The sequence below is a fragment of the Pseudomonas sp. KU26590 genome, assembly GCF_026153515.1.
GTDB lineage: Bacteria > Pseudomonadota > Gammaproteobacteria > Pseudomonadales > Pseudomonadaceae > Aquipseudomonas.
Genome location: NZ_CP110644.1, coordinates 1,168,195 through 1,193,400, shown reverse-complemented (window position 1 = coordinate 1,193,400; position 25,206 = coordinate 1,168,195). Strand labels below are relative to the sequence as shown.

The window sequence follows — 25,206 nt, the reverse complement described above, 5'->3', positions numbered from 1 at the left end:
TTCACGGCCCGACATTGGTGGCATTATAGTGGCGTCAGAATTCCAACAAAGGAGAAGCCAGATGAACCAGCCCAAGCAGCTCGACTCGCCCCTCTTCGCACTGTTGCGAAAAGACGACGTAACCGCCTTCAATCTCGAACGGCCAAAACAGGGCCCGGTTGATCTGTCAGGGGGAGATTTTCGCGGTCTGGACCTGCGTGAACTCAATGCCGAAGAGGTCGATTTCAGCGATGCCTACTTCAGATCCGCTGACCTGCGTGGCGTTGATTTCCGGACAACCAGGCTCGAGGGTGCAAGCATCGCCCACGCGCAGATATCCGGGGCGTACTTCCCGTCAGAGCTGAGTGCTGACGAAATCCTCATGTCGGTCAATTTCGGTACGCGCCTGCGTTATCGCACCCGCTAAGGTCGTCGCACCCGCTAGACCTCGCTCTATTTCTCGCCCCGCATGCGCAGCCATGCCGGGCCTGCTCCGCCCCGCCTTAACTAACCCCTACCGTTCGGCAGCTGTCCTGCATTTCAAGGTCATCGCCTCGCAGTTTTTATTCGACGTCGTCTACGCTCAAGGGCATGGCTCGCCTTTTCAGTTTGTGTCGAGCTTATGGAGAAGTTATTACACGGAATGACAGGATGGATTTGCACCCATGGACGACGAATTGCTGGGCATGAAGAATCTAGGGAGAACCTCGGTTCAATGGCTTCACGCTGCGGGTATTCACACTATTGCTGACCTGCGCCGCCTTGGCGCAATCCAGGCCTACCGGGCCGTCCAGGTCAGGGGTTTCCGAGCATCCAAAGCGCTGCTGTATTCACTGGAAGGGGCGTTGTCAAATTGCCGTTGGAGCGAACTGCCCCAAGAGTACAAAGATGCCCTGGACATCAAATTGAAGAACGCCAGCCCCGGTCCGATCGGGGACCGCTGAGCACCGCTAGGAAAATAAAGCGCAGAACACTGTTGACATACAAATGAGAATCACTATGATTATCACATCCGGTCGCAAGACTGGCCGATAACCTGAAAGGCTCCTTGGTTCGGACTCTCAGATTATCTCCTCATCAGGCTAATCACGGTTTTTGACCCGGCTCTTTGCCGGGTCTTTTTTTGCCTGCGATTTAAGCGCCTACGCCCAAGTGGCCCAAAAGATCATCCAGCAGGCTGGTCGCCCCGAGCCGCAGCCTTCCCTGTTCAAGCCAGCGTGGGCCGAATCGTGCCTTGACCAGATCCATGTGAACCCGCGCTTCGTCGAGCGTCCGCACATTTCCGGAAACGTTGATGCCCACATGCGCGCCTGACTCGGCGATGGCCGAAATCAAAATCCGGCTGGCCTGGGGCGTTGCGTTAAGGATGTGTTTCCCTGTGCTGGTTTTCAGAAAGTTGGCGCCCTCCTGAATCGCCACACAGCTTGCGCCGTGAATGACCTGCGGATCACGCAGCACGCCGGTTTCCAGCGTAACGGTCAATGCTGCCCGACCGCACCTGGCTTTGCAGGCATTGACGATGTCCGCGCCAATCTGCCTGTCCCCGCCAAGCAAAGCATGAAAGGGATAGACCAGATCGATTTCGTCTGCACCCGCGAGGATGGCCGCCTGGGTTTCCGACTCGGCGGAGCTGACGGATGGCGAGCCGCTCGGAAAGTTAACCGCGGCCACGACTTTTATCTCCCGCGCATGAAGGCTGTCGAGCGTGCGCCGCGCCAGCCCTGCGAATCTGGGCATGACGCAGACGGCGGCAACATGCCCCACAGGCGTCAGGGCTCGATGACACAACGCAATAATCTTTTCCGGCGTGTCGTCGGCATTCAACGAAGCCAATTCCATCAGGCCAATCGCCAGTTGCGCCAGTGACGCATCGACGTCATACACGTCAATCGCTTCATTTATGTCGCTCATTACACACCCTCAATGCCTTTGATTGAGGCGACGATAATCGAGAACGGCTATGCCTGAACGGCCACAAAGACGCAAAAGAGCAGGCCTACGTGATTACAAGAATTGTCCGAAGGACGTTGCCCGCAAGAGCACCGAAAATGGGGCTGCTACATCGATAAGAGCCCGTTTCAGCGAGCGATCACCAGCGGATGCCCACGCTCGGGATGGGGCTGCACCAGCACATCCAGACCGAATACCGACTTCAGTGCCTCAGGCGTGAGCACGTGCTGTGGTGTGCCGGATAAATACACGCGACCTTGATCCAGCAACAAAAGGTGATCGCAATAACGGGCTGCCAGGTTCAAGTCATGCAGGATCACCATCACCGCACCGCCACGGTCGGCGAATGCGCGAACGGCCAGCAACGTGGTGTGCTGATGCAGCGGATCGAGCGCCGATGTTGGCTCGTCCAGCAATAGCATCTGGCCCTCCTCGCCCGGCCATACCTGAGCCAGCACCCGCGCCAGGTGAACCCGCTGACGCTCGCCGCCCGACAGCGTCAGATAGCTGCGACCCGACAGGTGAAGGCCATCGGCAGCTTCAAGGGCGTGCTGGATGATTTCACCGTCGCGTTGCTGACCGCTGTCATGGGGCAAGCGGCCCATCGCAACCACTTCCTCGACCTTGAATGCGAAACCCAATGTCGAACTCTGCGGCAGCACAGCCAGCCGCCGCGCCCGCTCGGGGCCACGCCATTGATTCAGGGGAATATCGTCCAGCAACACCTGGCCCTGGGTAGGGACAAGCTCGCCGCACAGGGCCGCCATCAGCGTACTTTTGCCGGCGCCGTTGGGGCCCAGCACGCCGAGTATCTGACCGGGCGCCAATGCCAAGTCGAGGTTGGCGAGCACCTGTTTGCCATCACGCATGATGCCGAGGTCATTGGCGATCAACATCAGCTACGCCCTCGAATCAACAGGAAAATAAAAAACGGCGCGCCAATGAACACGGTGACAATCCCGATCGGCAGCTCCGCCGGCGCCATCACCAGTCGGGCGAACATGTCTGCCAGGAGCAGCAGCGTTGCGCCTGCCAGCGCTGAAGCGGGAAGAACAACACGGTGGTCCGGCCCGGTCAGCAGTCGCACCATGTGCGGCACGATCAGGCCAATGAAGCCGATCAGCCCCGCCGCTGCAACCGCGGCCCCCACACCGAGGGCGATGCACAGAATCAGCTCGCGCTTGAGGCGTTCGACGTCGATGCCGAGGTGGCGCGCTTCCGATTCGCCAAGCAGCAGCGCGTTGAGCGCCCTGGCTCGGCGCGGCAGCCAGAGGATCACCGCCACGCAAACCAGCAAAAGAGGCCAGAGCCGCGCATAGCTGGCCCCGTTGAGGGTGCCCAGATTCCAGAACGTCAGCGTCCGCAGGCTGGCGTCGTCGGCCAGGTACGTGAACAGCCCGATGATCGAGCCGGCCAGCGCAGTCATCGCCACACCCGCCAGCAGCATGGTGCTGACGCTGGTTCGGCCATCGCGGCGTCCGAGCCGATAGACGATTGCGGTCACCCCAAGCCCACCGGCGAACGCGCAGATGGACAGCAGATACGGCTGGAGCGGCTCAGGCATTCCGCCAAGGGATGCTCCGGCGACAATGGCCGCCGCCGCACCCAATGCCGCGCCACTGGAAACCCCGACCAGACCGGGATCAGCGAGGGGGTTGCGAAACAAACCCTGCATCGCCACGCCGGACAAGGCCAGCACTGCACCCACCGCCAGCCCGAGCAACGTCCGGGGAAGACGGATCTGGCCCACGATCAGTTCCGCCTGCTGCAAGTTGTCCTCCGCCACAGGCACGCCCACCAGATGAAGAACCGCGCGCAAGGTGTCCATCATCGGCAGGCTGACAGGCCCGAGCGCGAGGGACAGCCATATCGCCAGCAAACAGGCTAAGCCCAGCGCGATGCCGATCAGGCGAGAGGTGAAGCGCATAAAAGGTGCGTCCTCTATAAAGGAAGGCGCAGTCGCTCACCTCACGGCACGACTGGCTGGATTTCGTTCATCGACTGGCGGGTTTGAGTGCTGGCAGAATGCGCAGCCGGCTACGGCCAGGCATTTGATAATTCTTTGCATTTGAGCGTCAAGCGCCAAGGAGAACACGCTGAAATACTTGTGCGACAGCGCTGCGCTGATTGAAGGCAAAAGCCTCGGGTTCGAGGTTGATGAACTCAGGATTCTGGCGGTCCGGCGAGCGGGTCAGGTGTACGTGTACGCCAATCGGTGCCCCCATCGCGGGGTGGCGCTGGAATGGCAGGCCGATGAGTTTCTCGATGCCAGCGCCAGCCTGATCCAGTGCGCCACCCACGGTGCTCTGTTCCTCATCGAGAGCGGCGAGTGCGTGGCGGGCCCCTGCGAGGGCAAGTCCCTGAGGGCTATCGACTGCGGCGAAGACGCTCAGGGCATCTGGATCAATCCAGTGGCACCGGACTGAGCGGGCGCGTTTCCATAAGGTGAATCTCAAGGCGGCGGTCAATACAGACTTCGTCGGGGGTCAGCTTCACGCCATAGGCAAGGACTTCAACCCCTGCCGCAGCCGCCTCAAGCAAGGCCGCGGCATAGGCCGCGTCGATTTCGGCGGCGGGCCGCACGGCGTCGATGCCTGTCAGGTTCACGCAATACAGCAACACCGCGCGCACGCCCTCACGGGCCAGGGCCGACAATTCGCGCAGGTGCTTGGCACCGCGCTGAGTGACCGCATCGGGAAATGCAGCGACCCGGCTGTCATCAAACCCCAAGGTCACGCTTTTGACTTCCAGATACAGCGGCCCATCGGGGTAATCCAGACGGAAGTCGACGCGGCTGTTTTCCTGACCGTAGGCGACTTCGCGCTTGAGCGCCGTAAACCCTGCCAACTCCGTGATCACCCCGGCCAGAAGTGCTTCTTCCACCAGCCTGTTGGCGCGCGCAGTGTTGACGCAGGCAAGCCGACCCTGAGGCGTTTCGGTGATTTCCCAGGTGCCCGGCAGCTTGCGTTTGGGGTCATTGGAGCGGCTGAACCAGACGCGGCCACCCGGCATCATGCAATTGAACATGGAGCCCGTATTGGGGCAGTGAATCGTCAGCAGATCGCCGCTGGCGGTCTCGATGTCGGCGAGAAAGCGCTTGTAGCGTTGAATCAGCCGGCCTTCTTCAAGGGGAGGAGAGAAACGCATCAGCCTTGCCAGCTCCGCAGGCCACGGCCTATTCGCTCGACCGCTTCCTCAAGCCGAGGCAGGCTTTGGGTGTAGGCGAAGCGCACATGATGGCCGGCGCGGTACCGGCCGAAATCCAGCCCGGGCGTGAACGCCACATGCTCGGTTTCCAGGAAGTGATGACAGAACGCGAACGCGTCGCCGCCGAACGCGCTGATGTCTGCGTATAGATAGAAGGCGCCCTCCGGCTCCACGGCTATGTTGAAGCCCAATTCGCGCAGTGCCGGAAGCAGATAGTCGCGACGGCGGGCAAACTCGGCACGACGTTGTTCAAGGATCTCGAGCGTCTGCGGCTCGAAGCAGGCAAGTGCCGCGCTTTGCGCCATGCTCGGCGCGCTGATGTAAAGATTCTGCGCCAGCTTTTCCAGATCACCGACCGCCGCCTCGGGGGCAACCAGCCAACCGAGTCGCCAACCGGTCATGCCGAAATATTTGGAAAAACTATTCAGCACGAAGGCGTCGTTATCGACCTCCAACACGCTGCTCGCGTCGGTGCCGTAGGTCAGACCGTGATAGATCTCGTCAACCACGAGGTGCCCATCCCGCGCCTTGAGCGACGCCGAAAGCGCAGCGAGTTCGTCGCGGTGCAGCAACGTCCCGGTCGGATTGGCCGGAGACGCCACCAGCGCACCGACGCTGTCCTCATTCCAGCATTGAGCCACCAGATCGGCCGTCAGCTGATAACGCACGTCCGGCCCCACGGGCACCAACTGCGCGGCGCCCTCCACCAGACGCAGAAAATGCCGGTTGCACGGGTAACCCGGATCGGCCAGCAGCCAGTGTTTGCCAGGATCGACCAACAGACTCGCCGCCAGCAGCAACGCGCCCGAACCGCCCGGCGTGATCAGAATTCTGCCCGGATCGACGTTCACGCCGTAACGCTGAGCATAAAAGCCCGAGATGGCCTCGCGCAGTTCCGGCAGACCACGGGCCGCCGTGTAACGGGTTTTGCCAGCGGCCAGCGCTGCCTGACCGGCCTTGATGATGGGCTCGGCGGTGGTGAAATCCGGCTCGCCAATCTCCAGGTGGATAACGTCATGCCCCGCCGCTTGCAGTTCATTCGCCCGCGCCAGCAGCGCCATGACATGAAAGGGTTCTATGGCGCGGCTGCGCGCACTGTAGGGCTGTGGCATGGGCCTTCCTTTGGTGAGGGGTGGCGAGATAATTCGCCGATTCTACCCACCCGCCTCGGCGGGCTACAGCGTTTATCGGCCTGGACGGCAGTGACTTGCAGCCGACAGTCCAGAAAACCGTGGGCTTACGCGGCAGGCACTAAACTCAGCGCACTGCAAATAGATAAAACCGGGCGCTCAGGCTGTGGTCATAGTCCACGTGCGTGCTGCGGGCCATCCTCGACAACCGGGAGTAGCGCGCTCCGATTCGATCTGGTAAGTTCGCCCGCTTGCAGCCGCAGGGCCGGCAGGTGTCGGCGATGGATCTTAACCTGTGTAATGGCTTAGAAGAGTGAGAGGCGGTCCGTTCATGCCCACCGAAGAAAAGCAAAAGAGCACCCCGGCAATCAGTGGTTTCGAACCCTACGTCGCGACGAAGGGCGAGGAATACATGGGCGAACCCATGCGCAAGCACTTCACCAAAATCCTGTCCAAGTGGAAACAGGATCTGATGGTAGAAGTTGACCGCACGGTTGTTCACATGAAGGACGAGGCGGCTAACTTCCCTGACCCTGCTGACCGTGCAAGTCAGGAAGAAGAATTCGCGCTGGAGCTGCGTGCACGTGATCGTGAGCGCAAGTTGATCAAGAAGATCGACAAGACGCTGCAGCTGATCCAGGACAAGGAATACGGCTGGTGCGAATCGTGCGGCGTCGAGATCGGTATCAAGCGCCTTGAGGCCCGTCCAACGGCTGACATGTGCGTTGACTGCAAGAGCCTCGCTGAAATCAAGGAAAAACAGGTCGGTAAATGATCCTGTTGATCCCGTAAAAAAGGACGCCTCGGCGTCCTTTTTTGTTGCCTGCAGGTATCGACCGAACTAGCGACGGCGTGGGCTGGAAAGTCACCTACCCGTGCGTCGCGCTTTCCCACATGGCACGACACGTCGTCCGGTATTTCGTACGTTTTATTTCCAGTACCATCAGCGCCCATGAAAACCCCTTCTTATATAGGGCGCTTTGCGCCAACCCCCAGCGGTTATCTGCACTTCGGCTCTCTGGTCGCAGCCCTGGCCTCCTACCTCGACGCCCGTTCGGTCGGCGGAAAATGGCTGATGCGCATGGAGGATCTCGACCCTCCACGCGAGGTTCCGGGTGCCCAGGCGGGAATACTCCAGACCCTCGAAGCCTATGGATTCGAATGGGACGGCGAACTGGTGAGGCAAAGCGACCGGCATGAGGCTTACCAGGCGATCATCCATCGGTGGTTCAGCCACGGCCTCGCTTACGCGTGCACCTGTTCGCGCAAGCAACTGGAAGGCTATAACGGCATTTACCCGGGTTTTTGCCGGAATGCGGGGCACTCACCCGAGAACGCGGCCATCCGGATTCGGGTGCCTGAGCTGGAATACCGCTTCGAAGACCGCGTGCAGGGCGAGTTTCGTCAACATCTGGGCCGCGACGCGGGCGATTTCATCATTCGTCGCCGGGACGGCTTTTACGCCTACCAGTTGGCGGTTGTCCTCGACGACGGCTGGCAAGGTGTGACCGACATCGTACGCGGCGCTGATCTGCTCGACTCCACGCCACGTCAACTGTACCTGCAAGAACTGCTGGGCCTGCCGCAACCGCGCTACCTTCATGTGCCGCTGATCACCCAGCCCGACGGCCATAAACTGGGCAAATCCTACCGTTCGCCGCCACTGCCGTCCGACCAGGCCACGCCGTTGCTGCTCCGGGGTTTACGTGCTTTGGGGCAAAAGACGCCGGGTGAACTGGACGACGCTAAGCCCCGAGAAGTGCTGGATTGGGCCATTGCGCACTGGGATGCCGATTCGATACCCCGCCTGGGCGCTATCGAGGAAGCTCGAATAGACTGATCTCGCGCGGCCGATTCACAGGGAGGCAGCACAAAGCTGGCGCAAACGTCGCTTGCAGCCCCATCGCCATCCGTTACCATGCCGCTCCGTCATCTTCTGGTCAGTCAACCTGGGAGGCCAAATGTACATTTATCGATTGGTCCTGCTGCTGGTGGTGGGCATCTATCTGTTTTCTCCGGCCATCATGGACTGGTGGATCGACGCCACGGGCGCCTGGTACAGGCCGTACATGCTGTGGCTGATCCTGATCGTCGTGACCTTCATTCTGCAGAGCCAACGAGATGCCGATGAGCTTTAGCCTGACCCAGATGATTCTGGTCAGTGCCGCCTATCTGACGGTGCTGTTCGGCGTTGCCTGGATCAGCGAACGTGGCCTGATCCCGCGCTGGATCATTCGCCACCCGCTGACCTACACGCTGTCACTTGGCGTCTACGCCAGTGCGTGGGCGTTTTACGGCACGGTGGGGCTGGCTTACGAATACGGCTACGGTTTTCTGTCCAGTTATCTGGGGGTGTCCGGCGCTTTCCTGCTTGCCCCCGTTCTGCTTTACCCCATTCTCAAGATCACCCGGACCTACCAGCTCTCGTCACTGGCCGATCTGTTTGCGTTCCGCTTTCGCAGCACCTGGGCGGGCGCACTGACGACCATCTTCATGCTGATTGGCGTCTTGCCGTTGCTGGCACTGCAGATCCAGGCCGTGGCCGACTCCATAGCCATCCTTACCCGGGAACCTGTACGCAACTACGTGGCGTTTGCGTTCTGCGTGCTGATCACACTGTTCACCATCTTCTTCGGCTCGCGCCACATCGCCACGCGGGAAAAACACGAAGGGCTGGTATTCGCCATCGCCTTCGAGTCGGTCATCAAACTGGTCGCCATCGGCGGCATCGGCCTGTACGCGCTGTATGGCGTGTTCGACGGGCCGCAGAGCCTTGAGCAGTGGCTGCTGCAAAACCAGAGTGCACTGGCGGCGTTGCACACGCCACTGCAGGAAGGCCCTTGGCGCACGCTGCTGCTGGTGTTCTTCGCCTCGGCCATCGTGATGCCGCACATGTATCACATGACCTTCACCGAAAACCTCAATCCGCGATCGCTGGTCAGCGCCAGTTGGGGGCTGCCACTGTTTCTGCTGCTGATGAGCCTGGCGGTGCCGCTGGTGCTGTGGGCCGGTTTGAAACTGGGCGCCACCACCAGCCCTGAATATTTCACCCTGGGTATCGGCATCGCCGCCCACAGCAAGACCCTGGCCCTGCTCGGCTATATCGGCGGGCTTTCTGCGGCGAGCGGGCTGATCATCGTCACCACGCTGGCGCTGTCCGGCATGGCGCTGAACCACCTGGTGCTGCCGCTTTACCAGCCGCCAGCCGAAGGCAATATCTATCGCTGGCTGAAGTGGACACGGCGCGGCCTGATTGTCGCGATCATCATGGCCGGCTTTGGCTTCTATCTTCTGCTTGGCGCCAAGCAGAATCTGGCGAACCTGGGCATCGTCGCGTTCGTTGCAACATTGCAGTTCCTGCCTGGCGTACTGTCGGTGCTCTACTGGCCAGCGGCCAACCGACGCGGTTTCATGGCCGGGCTGATCGCCGGCATTGCGGTCTGGACCGTCAGCATGTTGCTGCCGCTGATCGGCGACTTTCAAGGGTTTTATATCCCGCTGCTGAACATGATTTACGTACTGGACGACACCAGTTGGCACATGGCGGCCATCGCTTCTCTGGCGGCCAACGTGCTGGTGTTCACCCTGATTTCACTGTTCAGCAATCCCAGTCCCGAAGAAGCAAGTGCGGCCGAAGCCTGCGCGGTGGACAACGTCCGCCGCCCACAGCGTCGCGAACTGCACGCAGCCTCCCCCCAGGAGTTCGCCACTCAACTGGCCAAGCCCCTGGGGGCAAAAGCTGCACAGAAGGAAGTTGAACAGGCGTTGCGGGATCTCTATCTGCCGTTCGACGAGCGCCGGCCTTATGCGCTGCGGCGTTTGCGCGACCGCATCGAAGCCAACCTTTCCGGGTTGATGGGACCCAGTGTTGCGCAGGATATGGTCGAGACGTTTCTGCCGTACAAGTCAGGCAGCGAGAACTACGTCACCGAAGACATCCACTTCATCGAAAGCCGCCTTGAAGATTACCACTCCCGCCTCACCGGCCTGGCTGCCGAACTCGACGCCCTGCGCCGCTATCACCGCCAGACCCTGCAAGAGCTGCCGATGGGTGTGTGCTCCCTGGCCAAGGATCAGGAGATCCTGATGTGGAACAAGGCCATGGAGGAGCTGACCGGTATCGGTGCTCAGCGCGTTGTCGGGTCACGGCTCGAGACCATCGTCGATCCCTGGAAGCAGCTGCTGCTGGGTTTCATCAACGTCCCTGACGAGCACTTGCACAAGCAGCGCCTGGGCCTCGATGGTCAGACTCGCTGGCTCAACCTGCACAAGGCCGCCATTGACGAGCCGCTTGCGCCGGGCAACAGCGGGCTGGTGATTCTGGTTGAAGACCTGACCGACACCCAGATGCTCGAAGACAAACTGGTGCACTCCGAGCGACTTGCGAGCATTGGCCGACTGGCTGCAGGCGTTGCCCACGAAATCGGCAACCCGATCACCGGCATTGCCTGCCTGGCGCAGAACCTGCGCGAAGAACGCGAAGAAGACGCCGAGCTGACGGAAATCAGCAGCCAGATCATCGAGCAGACCAAGCGTGTTTCCCGCATCGTGCAGTCACTGATGAGCTTCGCCCACGCCGGCGGGCATCAACATGCCGACGAACCGGTGTGCCTGGCCGAGGTGGCGCAGGATGCCATTGGTCTGCTGGCGCTGAACCGGCGCAATTTCGAAGTGCAGTTCTATAACCTGTGCAACCCCAACCACTGGGTGGACGGCGATCCACAACGTCTCGCACAGGTGCTGATCAATCTGCTGTCCAACGCCCGCGACGCATCGCCCGCCGGCAGTGCGGTGCGGGTGAAAAGCGAAGTCTCCGAACACACGGTCGATCTGATCGTCGAAGACGAAGGCAGCGGTATTCCGAAAGCCATCATGGACCGCTTGTTCGAACCTTTCTTCACCACCAAGGATCCGGGCGAAGGGACAGGACTGGGGCTCGCGCTGGTCTATTCCATCGTTGAAGAGCATTATGGACAAATCACCATCGACAGCCCGGCTGACCCCGAGCACCAACGCGGAACCCGGATTCGGGTGACCTTACCGCGACATGTCGAAGCGACGTCCGCCGTGAACTGAGACCGTCGAGAGAACCGAATCAATGCCTCACATTTTGATCGTGGAAGACGAAACCATCATCCGCTCCGCCCTGCGTCGACTGTTGGAACGTAATCAGTACCAGGTCAGCGAAGCCGGATCCGTGCAGGAAGCTCAGGAACGTTTCAGCATCCCCTCGTTTGACCTGATCGTCAGCGATTTACGCCTGCCCGGCGCCCCCGGCACAGAGCTGATCAAGCTCGGCCAGGGTAAGCCGGTGCTGATCATGACCAGTTACGCCAGCCTGCGCTCGGCCGTGGACTCGATGAAAATGGGCGCGGTGGATTACATCGCCAAACCCTTCGACCACGACGAAATGCTTCAGGCCGTCTCGCGCATCCTGCGTGATCGCCAGACGCTGCAAAGCATGCAGGCCGAACGCGCCGCCAGCAGCAAGACGGCGCCCAATGACAAGGCCGGTCCGGACAACAGCAACGGCGAGATCGGCATCATCGGCTCATGCCCGCCGATGCAGGACATGTACAGCAAGATCCGCAAAGTCGCGCCGACGGACTCCAACGTATTGATTCAGGGCGAGTCCGGCACGGGCAAGGAATTGGTGGCCCGCGCGCTGCACAACCTCTCGCGTCGCGCCAAGGCGCCGATGATTTCGGTCAACTGCGCGGCGATTCCTGAATCTCTCATCGAATCCGAGCTGTTCGGCCACGAGAAAGGTGCGTTCACCGGTGCCAGCGCCGGTCGGGCCGGTCTCGTGGAAGCGGCGGACGGCGGCACCCTCTTCCTCGACGAGATCGGCGAGCTACCGCTGGAAGCTCAGGCGAGACTTCTGCGCGTTTTGCAAGAAGGCGAGATTCGCCGGGTGGGCTCGGTCCAGTCGCAGAAAGTCGACGTGCGCCTCATCGCAGCGACTCACCGCGACCTCAAGAGCCTGGCCAAAGTCGGCCAGTTCCGTGAAGACTTGTACTACCGCCTGCACGTGATCGCGCTGAAACTGCCCGCATTGCGTGAACGCGGCGCGGACGTCAATGAAATCGCCAATGCGTTTCTGGCGCGGCAAAGCCTCAAGGCCGGTCGTAATGACCTGCGTTTCGCACCGGATGCCGAGCAAGCGATTCGACACTATTCGTGGCCAGGTAACGTGCGGGAGCTGGAGAACGCCGTCGAGCGCGCAGTAATCCTGTGTGAAAGCCCGGACATCTCCGCAGAGCTGCTGGGCATCGATATCGAGCTGAGCGACCTTGACGTCAACGAGTTCATCGGCCTTGCACCGCAGACGTCAGGCTCGTCGAGTTCCACCGCCGGCGAGCCAACCGAGGACCTGTCGCTGGAGGACTATTTCCAGCACTTCGTTCTGGAGCATCAGGACCACATGACCGAAACCGAACTGGCTCGCAAGCTGGGCGTCAGCCGCAAGTGCCTGTGGGAGCGTCGTCAACGCCTGGGCATCCCGCGACGCAAGACCGGAGTGGCCAGCGAAACGTGAGCGCATCCCTGCGCGGGCTCTGGCACGCGGGTTACGGGGAATGTGAAAAAACTGTTACCTCGAAGAGGGTGACGTAACAAAACCGGGGCGTACGGTAACGAACCCCGGTTTTTTTTCGTCCGCGCAAAATAGCGTCAATTTGCCACACCCTTGATTTCAGCGGCGTGCAGCACGTTTTGCAAAAGTTGGCACAGGTACTGCTATAGGTATTCGTACAAGAACAACAAAAATCAGTCACCCGAAACACCAACATAATAAAAACAAGACGAAACGACTCACGCATAACAAGAACAACACGGCGGAGGCGCAGCTAACTGATTCTTTTGGAGAGGCGTTGCATTTGGGACTTGTCCCGCAACCAGGCCGAGAACAACAAAAACTACCCTTAGGTAGAGCCTGAACTGGTTGGATCGATAGATCACTGCCGCACAGCGACCAAAGCAATCCGTTTGCTCTTGACTCCCGATTGGGAGGTTTCACAGGCGAAAGCCGTGAATTGGGCGGTCAACAATAATAAAAAGCCCATCAGACAATAAAAATAAGAGCACGCACTTTGGGGGAGCTTCGGCTCCCCCAGTAGCATCTGTAATAAGCTCCGGCCCTTCGTAACACCCCGCGCTACGCCCCGCATCAAGCTCCCATACGCCCCCATCGCGCTGCTTCCTACACCATCCCTCGACTAAATGCTAGAATCCCCGCCCATCGTGCGGTCACTCTTCGAAATTGGCCGAATATTCCTTCAAACAGTGCCTCCCATGCTGAAGAAGCTGTTCCAGTCATTCCGTTCCCCACTGCGCAAGCCGCAGCAACATGTGCGCACAACGCCTGAAGTGCTCAGCAGCAGTCAGCATTCGTTGCAACGCAGTCAATTCAGCCGCTATGCGGTGAACATCGTCGAGCGCCTGCAGACCGCCGGCTACCAGGCCTATCTGGTTGGCGGCTGTGTCCGGGACATGATGCTCGGCATCACGCCCAAGGATTTCGACGTCGCCACCAGTGCCACGCCCGAGCAGATCCGCGCCGAGTTTCGCAACGCCCGGATCATCGGCCGCCGCTTCAAGCTGGTTCACATCCATTTCGGCCGTGAAATCATTGAAGTCGCGACCTTCCGCGCCAATCACCCGATCGACGACGACGATGAAGACAGCAATCAGTCTTCACGCAACGAGAGCGGGCGCATTCTGCGTGACAACGTCTACGGTACCCTCGAAGACGACGCCCAGCGTCGGGACTTCACGATCAACGCCCTGTATTACGATCCGGTCACCGAGCGCGTCCTCGACTACGCCAATGGCGTTCACGACATCCGCAATCGCCTGATTCGTCTGATCGGTGATCCACAGCAGCGTTACAAGGAAGACCCGGTGCGCATGTTGCGGGCCGTGCGTTTCGCCGCCAAGCTGGATTTCGGCATCGAGAAGCACAGTGCCACGCCGATTCGCCCGTTGGCGCCGATGCTGCGCGACATCCCTTCGGCGCGTCTGTTTGAAGAAGTGCTGAAGCTGTTCCTCTCGGGTTACGCCGAAGCGACGTTCGAGATGCTCGTCGATCTCGAACTGTTCGAGCCGCTGTTCCCGGCCAGTTCCAAAGCCCTGGAAGACAACCCGACTTATACCCACACGCTGATTAGCGAAGCCTTGGCCAACACCGATCTGCGCATCAAGCAGAACAAACCGGTCACGCCGGCGTTCCTGTTTGCCGCATTGTTGTGGCCTGCCCTGCCCGCCCGCGTGCTGCGTCTGCAAGAGCGCGGCATGCCGCCGATACCGGCCATGCAGGAAGCGGCTCACGAGCTGATCACCGAACAGTGCCAGCGGATCGCGATTCCGAAACGCTTCACCATGCCGATCCGCGAGATCTGGGACATGCAGGAACGTCTGCCGCGCCGCTCGGGCAAACGCGCCGACCTGCTGCTGGAAAACCCGCGTTTCCGTGCCGGGTACGACTTCCTGTTGCTGCGCGAGTCCGCTGGCGAAGAAACCGACGGCCTGGGTGAATGGTGGACGGACTATCAGGACGCCAATGACTCCGGACGTCGCGACATGATTCGTGACCTGGGCAGCAAGCCCGACGCCACCGGCCAGGGTCCGCGCAAACGTCGTCGCAGCAGCAGCGGCAAGCGCAAACGCGCCGGTGTCGACGGAGCGGAATAACACCCGATGATCGAGCGCGTTTATGTCGGCCTGGGCAGCAACCTGGCCGACCCCGCCGAACAGTTGCGCGAAGCGATCAAGGCCATGGGCCTTTTGCCGCAGAGCAGTCTGTCAGGCGTTTCCTCTTTTTATGTCAGCGACTCGCTCTTGCCGGGTCAGCCGCGTTACACCAACGCGGTTGCTGCGCTCGACACCTCGCTCCCCCCGCTGGCGCTGCTCGACGCCTTGCAAGGCATTGAAAACGATCAGGGCCGAGAGCGCCTCGAACGCTGGGGGCCGCGCACGCTGGACCTCGACATCCTGCTGTTCGGCGATTGGCTTATCGATGAGCCGCGACTGAAGGTGCCGCATTATCAGATGCAGGTGCGCGCGTTTGTGCTGTATCCGCTGGCCGAACTGGCGCCTGGGATCATCCTGGCTGATGGCCGCGCGCTGAATGAGCTGCTTGCCCAGTGCCCCTTCGAAGGCCTGGAACGATTGCCGAGCTGACGCCGCTCTGCAGGCACGTTGAAACCGGCAACACCCGGAATTGACTTCCCGCCCCCTCCTCACGAAGATAAGCGTCCCAAAGCCGGACGACCGGCCACAAGGCGCGGATCAGGCCGTTGCAAACATCGCGAAACGACGATGTGCCTGCCTCCCAAGATGAATCACGCGTTGCTCGCCGCAGTATTCACAGCGCCTGAATGAGGACTTTCCATGCCCGATATTACCGTTACGTCCCTGCTGGCTCTGAAGCAAAAAGGTGAAAAAATCACCATGCTGACCTGCTACGACGCGACTTTTGCCCACACCGCCAGCCAGGCCGGCGTGGAAGTGCTGCTGGTCGGCGACTCGCTGGGCATGGTCCTTCAGGGCCATGACAGCACGCTGCCCGTCACCACCGCTGAAATGGCGTACCACGTGGCCGGCGTCAAACGCGGCAACCAGGGCGCGCTGATTCTGGTGGATCTGCCGTTCATGTCCTACGCCACTCCCGAGCAGACCTTCGCCAACAGTGCCATGCTGATGCAAGCGGGCGCACACATGGTCAAGATCGAGGGCGCGGCGTGGCTTGCCGACTCGATCCGGCTGCTCGCCGAACGCGGCGTTCCCGTCTGTGCGCACATGGGCCTGACGCCTCAGGCGGTCAACGTGCTGGGTGGCTATAAAGTGCAGGGTCGTCAGGAGTCGCAGGCGCGGCAAATGCGGGCCGACGCAATTACCCTTGAACAGGCCGGCGCCGCGATGATTCTGCTGGAGTGCGTGCCGAGTGAATTGGCCCAGGAAATCACCCACGCCGTGAAGATTCCGGTGATCGGGATTGGCGCCGGCAGCGCCACAGACGGTCAGGTGCTGGTGCTTCACGACATGCTCGGGCTGTCGATCAGCGGCCGTGTGCCCAAGTTCGTGAAGAATTTCATGGCCGGTCAGCCGGACATTCAGTCGGCGATCGCGGCGTATGTCAGCGCGGTCAAGGACGTCAGCTTCCCCGCTCCAGAACACGGATTCTCGGCATGAACACAGTTAAAACCGTTCGCGAGTTGCGCGCCGTCGTCGCCCGCGCACGCAGCGAGGGCAAGCGCATCGCACTGGTGCCCACAATGGGCAACCTGCACAGCGGCCATATCGCTTTGGTCACCAAAGCCGTTCAACGCGCTGATTTCGTTATCGCCAGCATCTTCGTCAACCCGCTTCAGTTCGGTCCCAACGAAGACCTCGCGTCCTACCCGCGCACCCTGGCCGCCGATCAGGAACAATTGCTTCAGGCCGGTTGCCACCTGCTGTTTACGCCGACGGTCGAAGAAATGTACCCCCATGGCATGGCCGATCAGACCATCGTGCGCGTGCCGGTGGTGTCTGAAGGTCTGTGTGGCGGCAGCCGTCCGGGTCACTTCGACGGCGTTTCGACGGTGGTCAGCAAGCTGTTCAACATGGTGCAGCCGGACATCGCGATTTTCGGTCAGAAGGATTTCCAGCAACTGGCAGTGGTCAATGCGCTGGTGCGTGACCTGAACATGCCCATTCAAATCATCGGCGAACCCACCGTGCGTGCCGCCGATGGCCTGGCACTGTCGTCGCGCAATGGCTACCTGACCGAAGAGCAGCGCGCTGCAGCGCCTGCGCTGTACCGCGTGATCAAACACATCGGCGCGGCACTGCACAATGGGGAGCAGAATCATGAGCAGTTGATCAGCGATGGCGTCAAAGCCCTCGAAGCCGCGGGCTTTCGTCCTGATTATCTGGAGATTCGCAATGCCGTCAGCCTGCGCCCTGCGACGCCGGATGATCATGATCTGGTGGTGCTGGGCGCGGCGTTCATGGGCAAGACGCGCCTGATCGACAACCTGCACCTGGTCCAGGAATAGCCTGCCCACCCGGATGAAGGATGCGTCCGGTCACGTGTAAAGCAAAAGTCACGTGATCGGATCACCATCTACGCCTATGCTCACTGCGCGAAACCGGTTGTGCAGCGCAGGCGTTGGCCTTCGCAGGGCGCTGGCGATGAACTTAGCCAGACCCGCAATGCCATACCGATACAGTTCGTGTCAGACCAGCAACTCTACTCTGTGAGAAAAAGTACCGAGCAAAGGTAAAGCAAGGCGCAGACATTAGCGTTGCCGGGGACTAGTCTCTGATGCACCCACGAATTCATGTCAAATCCTGCTTTTCAGTGTCCAAAAGGCAGTTCAAGTACAAGGAAACCCGCAGCGATGGCGTACTACCGCACTCCTCATGACGTCACTACCCTGCCCGCCTGGCAGGCGCTCAAAGATCACCGCGAAGCGATGCAGAATTTCAGCATGCGCGAAGCGTTCAACGCAGACCCGAAGCGTTTCAACGAATTCACGCTCAGCAGTGCCGGTCTGTTTCTCGACTACTCGAAGAACCTGATCACTGCCGAGACCCGTCAGTTGCTGGTCAATCTGGCCAATGAAGTCGGCCTGAAAGAAGCCATCAAGGCGCAGTACGACGGCGAACTGGTCAACGCTTCGGAAGGTCGCCCTGCACTGCACACCGCGTTGCGTCGGCCGGTTGGCGACAAGTTGCTGGTCAACGGCGTCAACGTGATGCCGGAAGTGCACAAAGTGCTGAACCAGATGACTGATCTGGTGGGACGCATCCACGACGGTCTGTGGCGCGGCTACACCGAAAAGCCGATCACCGACGTGGTCAATATCGGCATCGGCGGCTCGTTCCTTGGCCCTGAGCTGGTGTCCGAAGCGCTGTTGTCCTACGCGCAGAAAGGCGTTCGCTGCCATTACCTGGCGAACATCGACGGCACCGAGTTGCACGAGCTGACTCAGAAGCTGCGAGCCGAAACCACGCTGTTCATCGTGTCGTCCAAAACCTTCACCACCCTCGAAACCCTGAAGAACGCCACCGCTGCCCGCGCCTGGTACCTCGCCCAGGGCGGGTCCGAGGCCGAGCTGTATCGCCACTTCATCGCGGTGTCGAGCAACAACGCCGCCGCCGTTGCGTTCGGCATTCGTGAAGAGAACATCTTCCCGATGTGGGACTGGGTCGGCGGCCGTTACTCGCTGTGGTCGGCCATCGGTCTGCCTATCGCGCTGGCGATCGGCATGTCCAACTTCAAGGAGCTGTTGTCCGGCGCCTACACCATGGATCAGCACTTCCAGAACGCCGAGTTCGAAGAGAACATGCCGGTGCTGCTGGGGTTGCTGGGTATCTGGTACGGCAATTTCTGGGACGCGCAAAGCCACGCGATCCTGCCGTACGACCACTACCTGCGCAACATCACCAAGCACCTGCAACAGCTGGACATGGAATCCAACGGCAAGAGCGTTCGCCAGGACGGCGTGCCGGTCAAAACCGACACGGGCCCGGTCATCTGGGGTGGCGTCGGCGCGAACGGTCAGCATGCTTATCACCAGTTGCTGCACCAAGGCACCCAGATGATCCCGGCCGACTTCATCGTGCCGATCGTCAGTTTCAACCCGGTGTCTGACCACCATCAGTGGCTGTACGCCAACTGCCTGTCCCAGAGCCAGGCCTTGATGCAGGGTAAAACCCGCCCCGAAGCGGAGGCCGAACTGCGCGCCAAGGGCGTACCGGAAGAAGAAGTGCAGCGTGTTGCGCCGCACAAGGTCATTCCGGGCAACCGTCCGAGCAACACCATTGTCGTCGAGCGCATCAGCCCTCGCCGCCTGGGCGCACTGGTCGCGATGTACGAGCACAAAGTGTTCGTGCAAAGCGTGGTCTGGGGCACTAACGCCTTCGACCAATGGGGTGTTGAGCTGGGCAAGGAGCTGGGCAAAAGCGTTTACAGCCGCCTTGTCGGCACCGACGAAACTGCCGCTGAAGACGCGTCGACCCAGGGCCTGATCAGCTACTTCCGCGGTCGTCACCGCGGCTGATCTGCCGTCCTGTAACACCCTCGAAACCCGCTCTCTCGCACGAGGCAGCGGGTTTCGTGCATCTGGGTTTTAGTCTTCGATATCAGGAAGCACCGTCGGGTCGAGTTGAACGGTGTGCTGCGCCGGATTGCGCACGCAGATGAACTGATCGTCACGCGGGCCTTCCTTGGGGCCGACGCGGCGCAGGTGCATCAACGACCCGCACCACGGGCATTGTGCGGTCAGACGATTGACCCGAAGACGCCCCGTATTGCTGATCTCCAGATAGTGCCGGGAGCCGAAGAAATGCTCGAATTTGCGTCGACGAAGCGCGGCTGACAGTGCGACGGCCAGACCCGCGACGATGAATGAAAACATGAAGAATGTTGACCACGAGCTCTGCTCGCCAAAGGGCGGCCGGAACAGGGTGAAGTACAGCCCGATCATGGTGCCCAGCCCGGTGATGTAACCGAAGACGGAAACACTCTTGCTGTCGAGACTGCGCCCGCCAAACGCCGGATGGCGCTCAATGTGCAATTGCTCGGGTGTAAACGTGGGGCGCTCGTTGTGGCTGATGTTCACATTGGCGCCACGGAAATCGCCGACGCCTACGTTCAGGCTGTTGTCGCCGCTTTGATCGCCATGATTGTCGTTTGGCAAAAGGGGGTCTCCTGGGACGTGGCCGCTGAAATGGCCGGCGATTGTCCCTGCCTCCGCCCTCAGCAAAAATCAGCCGTTTCCCGGCTTTGCGTGGGAACCTGAGACGCTTCATGCCATATGTTTCTGTAGGAGAAGTCCGCAGACTTACCGCCGGAAGGGGGTGATTTGAGCGCCGTAACAACGAAATCCGGGCGACAAAGGGCTTAAATTATCATCGTCATTCATGCAACCATGCTGCCCCTAGATCCGGCTGCCCGTGCTGCCTTCTCCATCTATTCACGCCCGGGCCGGCGCCGCGTCGCACACCACTGAGGATTCGCACCATGCAAGACGTCGTAATCGTTGCCGCTACCCGCACGGCTGTGGGCAGTTTCCAGGGTTCGCTGGCGAATGTTCCCGCGGTGGATCTCGGTGCTGCCGTCATCCGCCAACTGCTGGCGCAGACCGGTCTGGACGGCGCGCAGGTCGATGAGGTGATCATGGGTCAGGTGCTGACGGCGGGTGCCGGGCAGAATCCTGCACGTCAGGCCGCGATCAAGGCAGGCTTGCCGTTCACAGTGCCGGCCATGACGCTGAACAAGGTCTGCGGCTCGGGCCTCAAGGCGCTGCATCTGGGCACGCAGGCGATTCGCTGCGGCGACGCGGAGGTGATCATCGCCGGCGGCCAGGAAAACATGAGCCTGTCCAACTATGTGATGCCGGGCGCGCGAACCGGTCTGCGCATGGGCCACGCGACGATGGTCGACACGATGATCAGCGACGGCCTGTGGGATGCGTTCAACGATTACCACATGGGCATCACTGCCGAGAACCTGGCCGATCAATACGACATCAGCCGTGAGGCGCAGGATGCGTTTGCTGCGGCGTCGCAACAGAAAGCGACTGCCGCCATTGAGGCCGGGCGCTTCGTGGATGAAATCACCCCGATCCTGATCCCTCAACGCAAAGGCGACCCGCTGTCTTTCAGCACCGACGAGCAGCCTCGCGCGGCTACCACTGTCGAGTTACTGGGCAAGCTCAAGCCCGCCTTCAAAAAGGACGGTTCGGTCACGGCAGGCAATGCGTCGTCGCTGAACGACGGTGCGGCGGCGGTCATTCTGATGAGTGCCCGAAAAGCGGAAGAACTGGGCTTGCCGGTGCTGGCGCGGATTGCCGCTTACGCGAATGCCGGCGTTGACCCGGCGATCATGGGCATCGGCCCGGTGAGCGCCACCCGCCGCTGCCTGGACAAGGCGGGTTGGTCGCTGGATGAACTGGATCTGATCGAAGCCAACGAAGCCTTCGCCGCGCAGTCCTTGTCGGTTGGCAAGGAGCTGGGCTGGGACATGGACAAGGTCAACGTCAACGGCGGCGCTATCGCCATCGGCCACCCGATCGGCGCGTCGGGCTGCCGGGTGCTGGTGACCCTGCTCCACGAAATGATCAAACGCGATGCGAAAAAAGGCCTGGCGACGCTATGCATTGGTGGCGGACAAGGCGTGGCGCTGGCGTTGGCGCGCTAAAAGCAAAGGCTCTTGTAGGAGCGCGCTTGCCCGCGAAGAGGCCGGCGTGAACACCCTGAATTTTACGGTGTGACGCCCGACGCCTTCCCGGCTAAAGCCAGTCCCACTAAATGCACGCGGTCAGTCAGTGGGACCGGCTTCAGCCGGGAAGAGGCCGGTTCGAACACCCTGAATTTTACGGTGTGACGCCCGACGCCTTTCCGGCTAAAGCCAGTCCCACTAAATGCACGCGGTCAGTCAGTGGGACCGGCTTCAGCCGGGAAGAGGCCGGTTCGAACACCCTGAATTTTACGGTGTGACGCCCGACGCCTTTCCGGCTAAAGCCGGTCCTACTAAAAGCACGCGATCAGTCAGTGGGACCGGCTTCAGCCGGGAAGAGGCCGGTTCGAACACCCTGAATTTTGCGGTGTGACGCCCGACGCCTTCCCGGCTAAAGCCGGTCCTACTAAAAGCACGCGATCAGTCAGTGGGACCGGCTTCAGCCGGGAAGAGGCCGGTTCGAACACCCTGAATTTGGCGGTGTGACGCCCGACGCCTTCCCGGCTAAAGCCGGTCCCACAAGTGTCATCTGACCTTCACTGCCAGCCAAACTTGCGCACATAGAACCCCTTCACCGCCTGAGTCAGCGCCACATAGGCGATGAGGATCACCGGCAGGATGGCGAAGTACAGCGGCGGCAGCGCCTGCAGTTTGAAGTAGTGCGCCAGCGGGCCCATCGGCAGGAAAATGCCCACGGCCATGATCACCCCGGTCATCACCATCAACGGCATCGCTGCGCGGCTTTGCAGGAACGGGATTTTTGGCGTGCGGATCATGTGCACGATCAGTGTCTGCGTCAGCAGCCCCACGACAAACCACCCCGACTGAAACAGCGTCTGATGCTCAGGCGTGTTGGCGCCGAACACGTACCACATGACCGCAAACGTGGTGATGTCGAAGATCGAGCTGATCGGCCCGAAAAACAGCATGAAGCGCCCTACATCCGCAGGCTGCCAGCGCTGAGGCTTTTTCAGCAGTTCCTCATCGACGTTATCGAACGGGATGGCGATCTGGGAAATGTCATACAGCAGGTTCTGCACCAGCAGGTGCATGGGCAGCATCGGCAGAAACGGGATGAACGCACTGGCCACCAGCACCGAGAACACGTTGCCGAAGTTGGAACTGGCCGTCATCTTGATGTACTTGAGCATGTTGGCGAAGGTCCGGCGCCCTTCCAGCACGCCCTCCTCCAGCACCATCAGGCTCTTCTCCAGCAGAATGATGTCGGCCGCTTCCTTGGCGATGTCCACCGCGGTGTCCACGGAAATACCGATGTCGGCGGTGCGCAGCGCAGGCGCGTCGTTGATGCCGTCGCCCATGAAACCCACCACGTGCCCGTTGGCCTTGAGCAGCCGCACGATGCGCTCCTTGTGGGAAGGCGTCAGCTTGGCGAACACGTTGGTGGTCTCGACCGCGACCGCCAGCTCAGCGTCGCTCATGCGCTCGATATCTCCGCCCAGCAGCAGGCCTTGGCGCTCCAGCCCGACTTCGCGGCAGATCTTCGCGGTGACGCGCTCGTTGTCGCCGGTCAGCACTTTTACCGCCACGCCATGCTCGGCCAGCGCTTTAAGGGCCGGCGCCGTGCTTTCCTTCGGTGGATCGAGAAACGCCACATAACCGATCAGGGTCAGGTCGCTTTCGTCAGCCAGGCCGTAGGTGTCGCGACCTGCCGCCATGGGACGCGCGGCCACAGCTACCACGCGCAGACCTTCTTCGTTGAACGCTGCGGTGACGCTCAGAATGCGCTCGAGCAGTTCAGGCGTCAGCGCTTCCTCGGCATCGCCGTGGCGCACGCGGTTGCACACGCTCAGCACTTCTTCCAGCGCGCCTTTGCAGATCAACAGATGGGGTTCGCGCTGCTGTTGCACCACCACCGACATGCGCCGGCGATTGAAGTCAAAAGGGACCTCATCGACCTTGCTGAACGCGGTGCCGACTTGCAGCTCGCGGTGAATCTCGACGTGCTCCAGAACGGCGACGTCCAGCAGGTTTTTCAGGCCGGTCTGGTAGTAGCTGTTGAGGTAGGCCATTTCCAGAACGTCGTCGGACTCATCGCCCCAGACGTCGACATGGCGTGCGAGAAAAATCTTGTCCTGGGTCAGCGTGCCGGTCTTGTCGGTGCACAGCACGTCCATGGCGCCGAAGTTCTGGATGGCGTCGAGGCGCTTGACGATGACTTTCTTGCGCGACAGAAACACCGCGCCCTTGGCCAGCGTCGAAGTGACGATCATCGGCAGCATTTCCGGGGTCAGGCCGACAGCGATGGACAGCGCGAACAGCAGCGCTTCCATCCAGTCGCCCTTGGTGAAGCCGTTGATGAACAGCACCAGCGGCGCCATCACGAACATGAAGCGGATCAGCAACCAGCTGACTTTATTGACCCCGGCCTGAAACGACGTCGGCGCGCGATCAGTGGCGCTAACCCGCTGCGCCAGCGCGCCGAAATAGGTGTTGTTGCCGGTGGCAAGAATGACGCCCGTTGCAGCGCCGGACACCACGTTGGTGCCCATGAACAGAATGTTTTCCAGGTCCAGCGGGTTGCCTGTATCGACGTCCTGACGCCGCGCAAATTTCTCCACCGGCATGGATTCGCCGGTCATCGCGGCCTGGCTGACGAACAGGTCCTTGGCGCTGAGCACGCGGCAGTCCGCAGGGATCATGTCGCCAGCAGACAGCACGATCAGGTCGCCCGGCACCAGTTGCTTGATCGGCAGCTCAATGCGTTTTTGCTTTGCGTTATCGGAGGCGTCGAACGCGCTGTCGGCGCGGCGCATGACGGTCGCGGTGTTGCTGACCATCGCCTTGAGCGCGTCGGCGGCCTGATTGGAGCGCGCCTCCTGCCAGAAGCGCAGCAGCGTGGAGAGCACGACCATGGAGAAAATCACCGTGGCGGCCTTCATGTCTTCGGTCAGCCACGAGATGAACGCCAGCAGGGTCAGCAGCAGGTTGAACGGGTTTTTGTAGCAGTGCCACAGGTGCACCCACCATGGCAGCGGCTGTTCGTGCTCGACTTCGTTAAGGCCGTGTTGCTCGCGCAGGCTTTGCGCTTCGGTTTCGGTGAGGCCATCGGCGTGGCTGCTCAGGCGTGCGAGCAATTCAGGCACATCGCTGTTGGCGCCGCGGGTCAGGGTTTGCGCGAGGGTGGGCGGCACTTCGCGGCTGACGGTGGCCTCGGCCACGCTGTCGAGCGTCGCCAGCCGACGGAAGTGCCGGCCGAGTTTGCGGGTGCGGACGAAGTCTGCAAGGAATTCTTTCAGGAGGGTGTACTTCATGGTTATGTCCCCTGGACTGAAGGCTGCTGGAGCTGAAAGCACAGGAACCTTGAGCAGGTACGGCAAACCTCAGGCGCCGCGCTCGTTCATGAGCAGGCACCGCAGGCTGGCCCGCGCAGCAAAAGCCGCGCGCGTCCGATGCGCAGACGAACGACAGAGGCGTCGGTCATCACGCAGGATGGGGCGTCAGGGAAAGGACAGGGAGGCAGGCTCTGATCAGAGTCCGCTGGCACTGCCGCTTCTCACGTTGTCGGCGAGATAGCGGCAGTAAAAAGACTGCGCGTTATCGTGCCGAGGATGGGCCGGTCGTTATCACCGGCTGACGTCTGTCACTCGAACAAGTACCCACTGTGGGTCTCCGCATTGGTTGAAAACGGGCGAAGCATACGCCCGGGTTTTATGAGAGTAAATCGCCAGCACGGAGGGTGTGCGGGTTTTG

The 25,206-nt window shown here is 60.9% G+C and carries 21 protein-coding genes; 14 read left to right on the top strand and 7 right to left on the bottom strand.

Features of this window, described 5'->3' with window-relative positions:
• Positions 1-61 precede the first annotated feature (61 nt).
• Both OKW98_RS05360 and OKW98_RS05355 read left to right on the top strand, forming a co-directional pair.
• Positions 62-406, top strand: coding sequence for a pentapeptide repeat-containing protein (locus OKW98_RS05360; protein ID WP_265388258.1), 345 nt, complete (start codon positions 62-64; stop codon positions 404-406).
• A gap of 238 nt (positions 407-644) precedes the next feature.
• Positions 645-923 (top strand): TfoX/Sxy family protein, encoded by a 279-nt coding sequence (locus OKW98_RS05355; protein ID WP_265388257.1) that lies wholly within the window; start codon positions 645-647, stop codon positions 921-923.
• 190 nt (positions 924-1,113) lie between these two features.
• Here OKW98_RS05355 and deoC read toward each other — a convergent pair whose 3' ends face one another.
• The 3 genes from deoC to OKW98_RS05340 all read right to left on the bottom strand — a co-directional run bounded on the left by deoC (position 1,114) and on the right by OKW98_RS05340 (position 3,808).
• On the bottom strand, positions 1,114-1,890 hold the full coding sequence (gene deoC / locus OKW98_RS05350; protein WP_265388256.1) for a deoxyribose-phosphate aldolase: 777 nt from the start codon (positions 1,888-1,890) through the stop codon (positions 1,114-1,116).
• A 167-nt stretch (positions 1,891-2,057) separates the two neighbouring features.
• Complete coding sequence (locus OKW98_RS05345) at positions 2,058-2,825, bottom strand: heme ABC transporter ATP-binding protein (RefSeq protein ID WP_265388255.1); 768 nt, start codon at positions 2,823-2,825, stop codon at positions 2,058-2,060.
• Positions 2,825-3,808: a FecCD family ABC transporter permease gene (locus OKW98_RS05340; RefSeq protein ID WP_265389657.1), complete on the bottom strand. Its 984-nt coding sequence runs from the start codon at positions 3,806-3,808 to the stop codon at positions 2,825-2,827. The genes OKW98_RS05345 and OKW98_RS05340 overlap by 1 nt, the downstream gene beginning before the upstream one ends.
• Before the next feature lie 217 nt (positions 3,809-4,025).
• Between OKW98_RS05340 and OKW98_RS05335 the strand changes: the two genes are divergently transcribed.
• The gene (locus OKW98_RS05335; protein ID WP_265389656.1) at positions 4,026-4,355 is read left to right on the top strand and encodes a Rieske (2Fe-2S) protein; all 330 of its coding nucleotides are present in this window, start codon (positions 4,026-4,028) and stop codon (positions 4,353-4,355) included.
• Here the strand turns inward: OKW98_RS05335 and sfsA are convergent.
• Positions 4,333-5,076 (bottom strand): DNA/RNA nuclease SfsA, encoded by a 744-nt coding sequence (gene sfsA, locus OKW98_RS05330; RefSeq protein WP_265388254.1) that lies wholly within the window; start codon positions 5,074-5,076, stop codon positions 4,333-4,335. The two genes, OKW98_RS05335 and sfsA, sit on opposite strands and share 23 nt — an antisense overlap.
• On the bottom strand, positions 5,076-6,248 hold the full coding sequence (locus OKW98_RS05325; RefSeq protein ID WP_265388253.1) for a pyridoxal phosphate-dependent aminotransferase: 1,173 nt from the start codon (positions 6,246-6,248) through the stop codon (positions 5,076-5,078). The genes sfsA and OKW98_RS05325 overlap by 1 nt, the downstream gene beginning before the upstream one ends.
• A gap of 349 nt (positions 6,249-6,597) precedes the next feature.
• Between OKW98_RS05325 and dksA the strand changes: the two genes are divergently transcribed.
• The 10 genes from dksA to pgi all read left to right on the top strand — a co-directional run bounded on the left by dksA (position 6,598) and on the right by pgi (position 19,315).
• Positions 6,598-7,041 (top strand): RNA polymerase-binding protein DksA, encoded by a 444-nt coding sequence (dksA, locus tag OKW98_RS05320; RefSeq protein ID WP_265388252.1) that lies wholly within the window; start codon positions 6,598-6,600, stop codon positions 7,039-7,041.
• A 177-nt stretch (positions 7,042-7,218) separates the two neighbouring features.
• The gene (gluQRS, locus tag OKW98_RS05315; protein ID WP_265388251.1) at positions 7,219-8,106 is read left to right on the top strand and encodes a tRNA glutamyl-Q(34) synthetase GluQRS; all 888 of its coding nucleotides are present in this window, start codon (positions 7,219-7,221) and stop codon (positions 8,104-8,106) included.
• A 121-nt stretch (positions 8,107-8,227) separates the two neighbouring features.
• Positions 8,228-8,404: a hypothetical protein gene (locus OKW98_RS05310; RefSeq protein WP_002552060.1), complete on the top strand. Its 177-nt coding sequence runs from the start codon at positions 8,228-8,230 to the stop codon at positions 8,402-8,404.
• Positions 8,388-11,342 carry a sensor histidine kinase gene (locus OKW98_RS05305; RefSeq protein ID WP_265388250.1) on the top strand — a complete coding sequence of 985 codons (2,955 nt, stop codon included), beginning with the start codon at positions 8,388-8,390 and terminating at the stop codon, positions 11,340-11,342. The genes OKW98_RS05310 and OKW98_RS05305 overlap by 17 nt, the downstream gene beginning before the upstream one ends.
• A 22-nt stretch (positions 11,343-11,364) precedes the next feature.
• On the top strand, positions 11,365-12,804 hold the full coding sequence (locus tag OKW98_RS05300; protein ID WP_265388249.1) for a sigma-54-dependent transcriptional regulator: 1,440 nt from the start codon (positions 11,365-11,367) through the stop codon (positions 12,802-12,804).
• A 755-nt stretch (positions 12,805-13,559) separates the two neighbouring features.
• Positions 13,560-14,957, top strand: coding sequence for a polynucleotide adenylyltransferase PcnB (locus tag OKW98_RS05295; RefSeq protein WP_265388248.1), 1,398 nt, complete (start codon positions 13,560-13,562; stop codon positions 14,955-14,957).
• A gap of 6 nt (positions 14,958-14,963) precedes the next feature.
• The gene (folK, locus tag OKW98_RS05290) at positions 14,964-15,446 is read left to right on the top strand and encodes a 2-amino-4-hydroxy-6-hydroxymethyldihydropteridine diphosphokinase (protein ID WP_265388247.1); all 483 of its coding nucleotides are present in this window, start codon (positions 14,964-14,966) and stop codon (positions 15,444-15,446) included.
• A 210-nt stretch (positions 15,447-15,656) separates the two neighbouring features.
• Positions 15,657-16,457, top strand: coding sequence for a 3-methyl-2-oxobutanoate hydroxymethyltransferase (panB, locus tag OKW98_RS05285; RefSeq protein WP_265388246.1), 801 nt, complete (start codon positions 15,657-15,659; stop codon positions 16,455-16,457).
• A complete protein-coding gene (gene panC / locus OKW98_RS05280) occupies positions 16,454-17,305 on the top strand; it encodes a pantoate--beta-alanine ligase (RefSeq protein WP_265388245.1) in 852 nt (283 codons plus the stop codon). The genes panB and panC overlap by 4 nt, the downstream gene beginning before the upstream one ends.
• A 345-nt stretch (positions 17,306-17,650) precedes the next feature.
• Positions 17,651-19,315: a glucose-6-phosphate isomerase gene (gene pgi / locus OKW98_RS05275; RefSeq protein WP_265388244.1), complete on the top strand. Its 1,665-nt coding sequence runs from the start codon at positions 17,651-17,653 to the stop codon at positions 19,313-19,315.
• A gap of 69 nt (positions 19,316-19,384) precedes the next feature.
• On the opposite strand, the gene OKW98_RS05270 is transcribed toward pgi, so the two are convergent.
• Entirely contained in the window at positions 19,385-19,954 is a 570-nt protein-coding gene (locus OKW98_RS05270; protein WP_265388243.1) for a hypothetical protein, read from the bottom strand.
• A 323-nt stretch (positions 19,955-20,277) separates the two neighbouring features.
• Here OKW98_RS05270 and OKW98_RS05265 point away from each other — a divergent pair, with 323 nt between their 5' ends.
• Positions 20,278-21,456 (top strand): acetyl-CoA C-acetyltransferase, encoded by a 1,179-nt coding sequence (locus tag OKW98_RS05265; protein WP_265388242.1) that lies wholly within the window; start codon positions 20,278-20,280, stop codon positions 21,454-21,456.
• 575 nt (positions 21,457-22,031) lie between these two features.
• Here the strand turns inward: OKW98_RS05265 and mgtA are convergent.
• Positions 22,032-24,767 carry a magnesium-translocating P-type ATPase gene (gene mgtA / locus OKW98_RS05260; protein ID WP_265388241.1) on the bottom strand — a complete coding sequence of 912 codons (2,736 nt, stop codon included), beginning with the start codon at positions 24,765-24,767 and terminating at the stop codon, positions 22,032-22,034.
• Positions 24,768-25,206 lie beyond the last annotated feature (439 nt).

Bases quoted from the DNA above. Each gene is read 5' to 3' on its own strand.
- OKW98_RS05305 (WP_265388250.1), top strand. From the start codon at position 8,388: ATGCCGATGAGCTTTAGCCTGACCCAGATGATTCTGGTCAGTGCCGCC.
- OKW98_RS05345 (WP_265388255.1), bottom strand. From the start codon at position 2,825: ATGTTGATCGCCAATGACCTCGGCATCATGCGTGATGGCAAACAGGTG.
- folK (WP_265388247.1), top strand. From the start codon at position 14,964: ATGATCGAGCGCGTTTATGTCGGCCTGGGCAGCAACCTGGCCGACCCC.
- pgi (WP_265388244.1), top strand. From the start codon at position 17,651: ATGGCGTACTACCGCACTCCTCATGACGTCACTACCCTGCCCGCCTGG.
- OKW98_RS05325 (WP_265388253.1), bottom strand. From the start codon at position 6,248: ATGCCACAGCCCTACAGTGCGCGCAGCCGCGCCATAGAACCCTTTCAT.
- OKW98_RS05295 (WP_265388248.1), top strand. From the start codon at position 13,560: ATGCTGAAGAAGCTGTTCCAGTCATTCCGTTCCCCACTGCGCAAGCCG.
- deoC (WP_265388256.1), bottom strand. From the start codon at position 1,890: ATGAGCGACATAAATGAAGCGATTGACGTGTATGACGTCGATGCGTCA.
- OKW98_RS05310 (WP_002552060.1), top strand. From the start codon at position 8,228: ATGTACATTTATCGATTGGTCCTGCTGCTGGTGGTGGGCATCTATCTG.
- OKW98_RS05300 (WP_265388249.1), top strand. From the start codon at position 11,365: ATGCCTCACATTTTGATCGTGGAAGACGAAACCATCATCCGCTCCGCC.
- OKW98_RS05355 (WP_265388257.1), top strand. From the start codon at position 645: ATGGACGACGAATTGCTGGGCATGAAGAATCTAGGGAGAACCTCGGTT.
- panB (WP_265388246.1), top strand. From the start codon at position 15,657: ATGCCCGATATTACCGTTACGTCCCTGCTGGCTCTGAAGCAAAAAGGT.
- gluQRS (WP_265388251.1), top strand. From the start codon at position 7,219: ATGAAAACCCCTTCTTATATAGGGCGCTTTGCGCCAACCCCCAGCGGT.
- dksA (WP_265388252.1), top strand. From the start codon at position 6,598: ATGCCCACCGAAGAAAAGCAAAAGAGCACCCCGGCAATCAGTGGTTTC.
- mgtA (WP_265388241.1), bottom strand. From the start codon at position 24,767: ATGAAGTACACCCTCCTGAAAGAATTCCTTGCAGACTTCGTCCGCACC.
- sfsA (WP_265388254.1), bottom strand. From the start codon at position 5,076: ATGCGTTTCTCTCCTCCCCTTGAAGAAGGCCGGCTGATTCAACGCTAC.
- OKW98_RS05265 (WP_265388242.1), top strand. From the start codon at position 20,278: ATGCAAGACGTCGTAATCGTTGCCGCTACCCGCACGGCTGTGGGCAGT.
- OKW98_RS05360 (WP_265388258.1), top strand. From the start codon at position 62: ATGAACCAGCCCAAGCAGCTCGACTCGCCCCTCTTCGCACTGTTGCGA.
- panC (WP_265388245.1), top strand. From the start codon at position 16,454: ATGAACACAGTTAAAACCGTTCGCGAGTTGCGCGCCGTCGTCGCCCGC.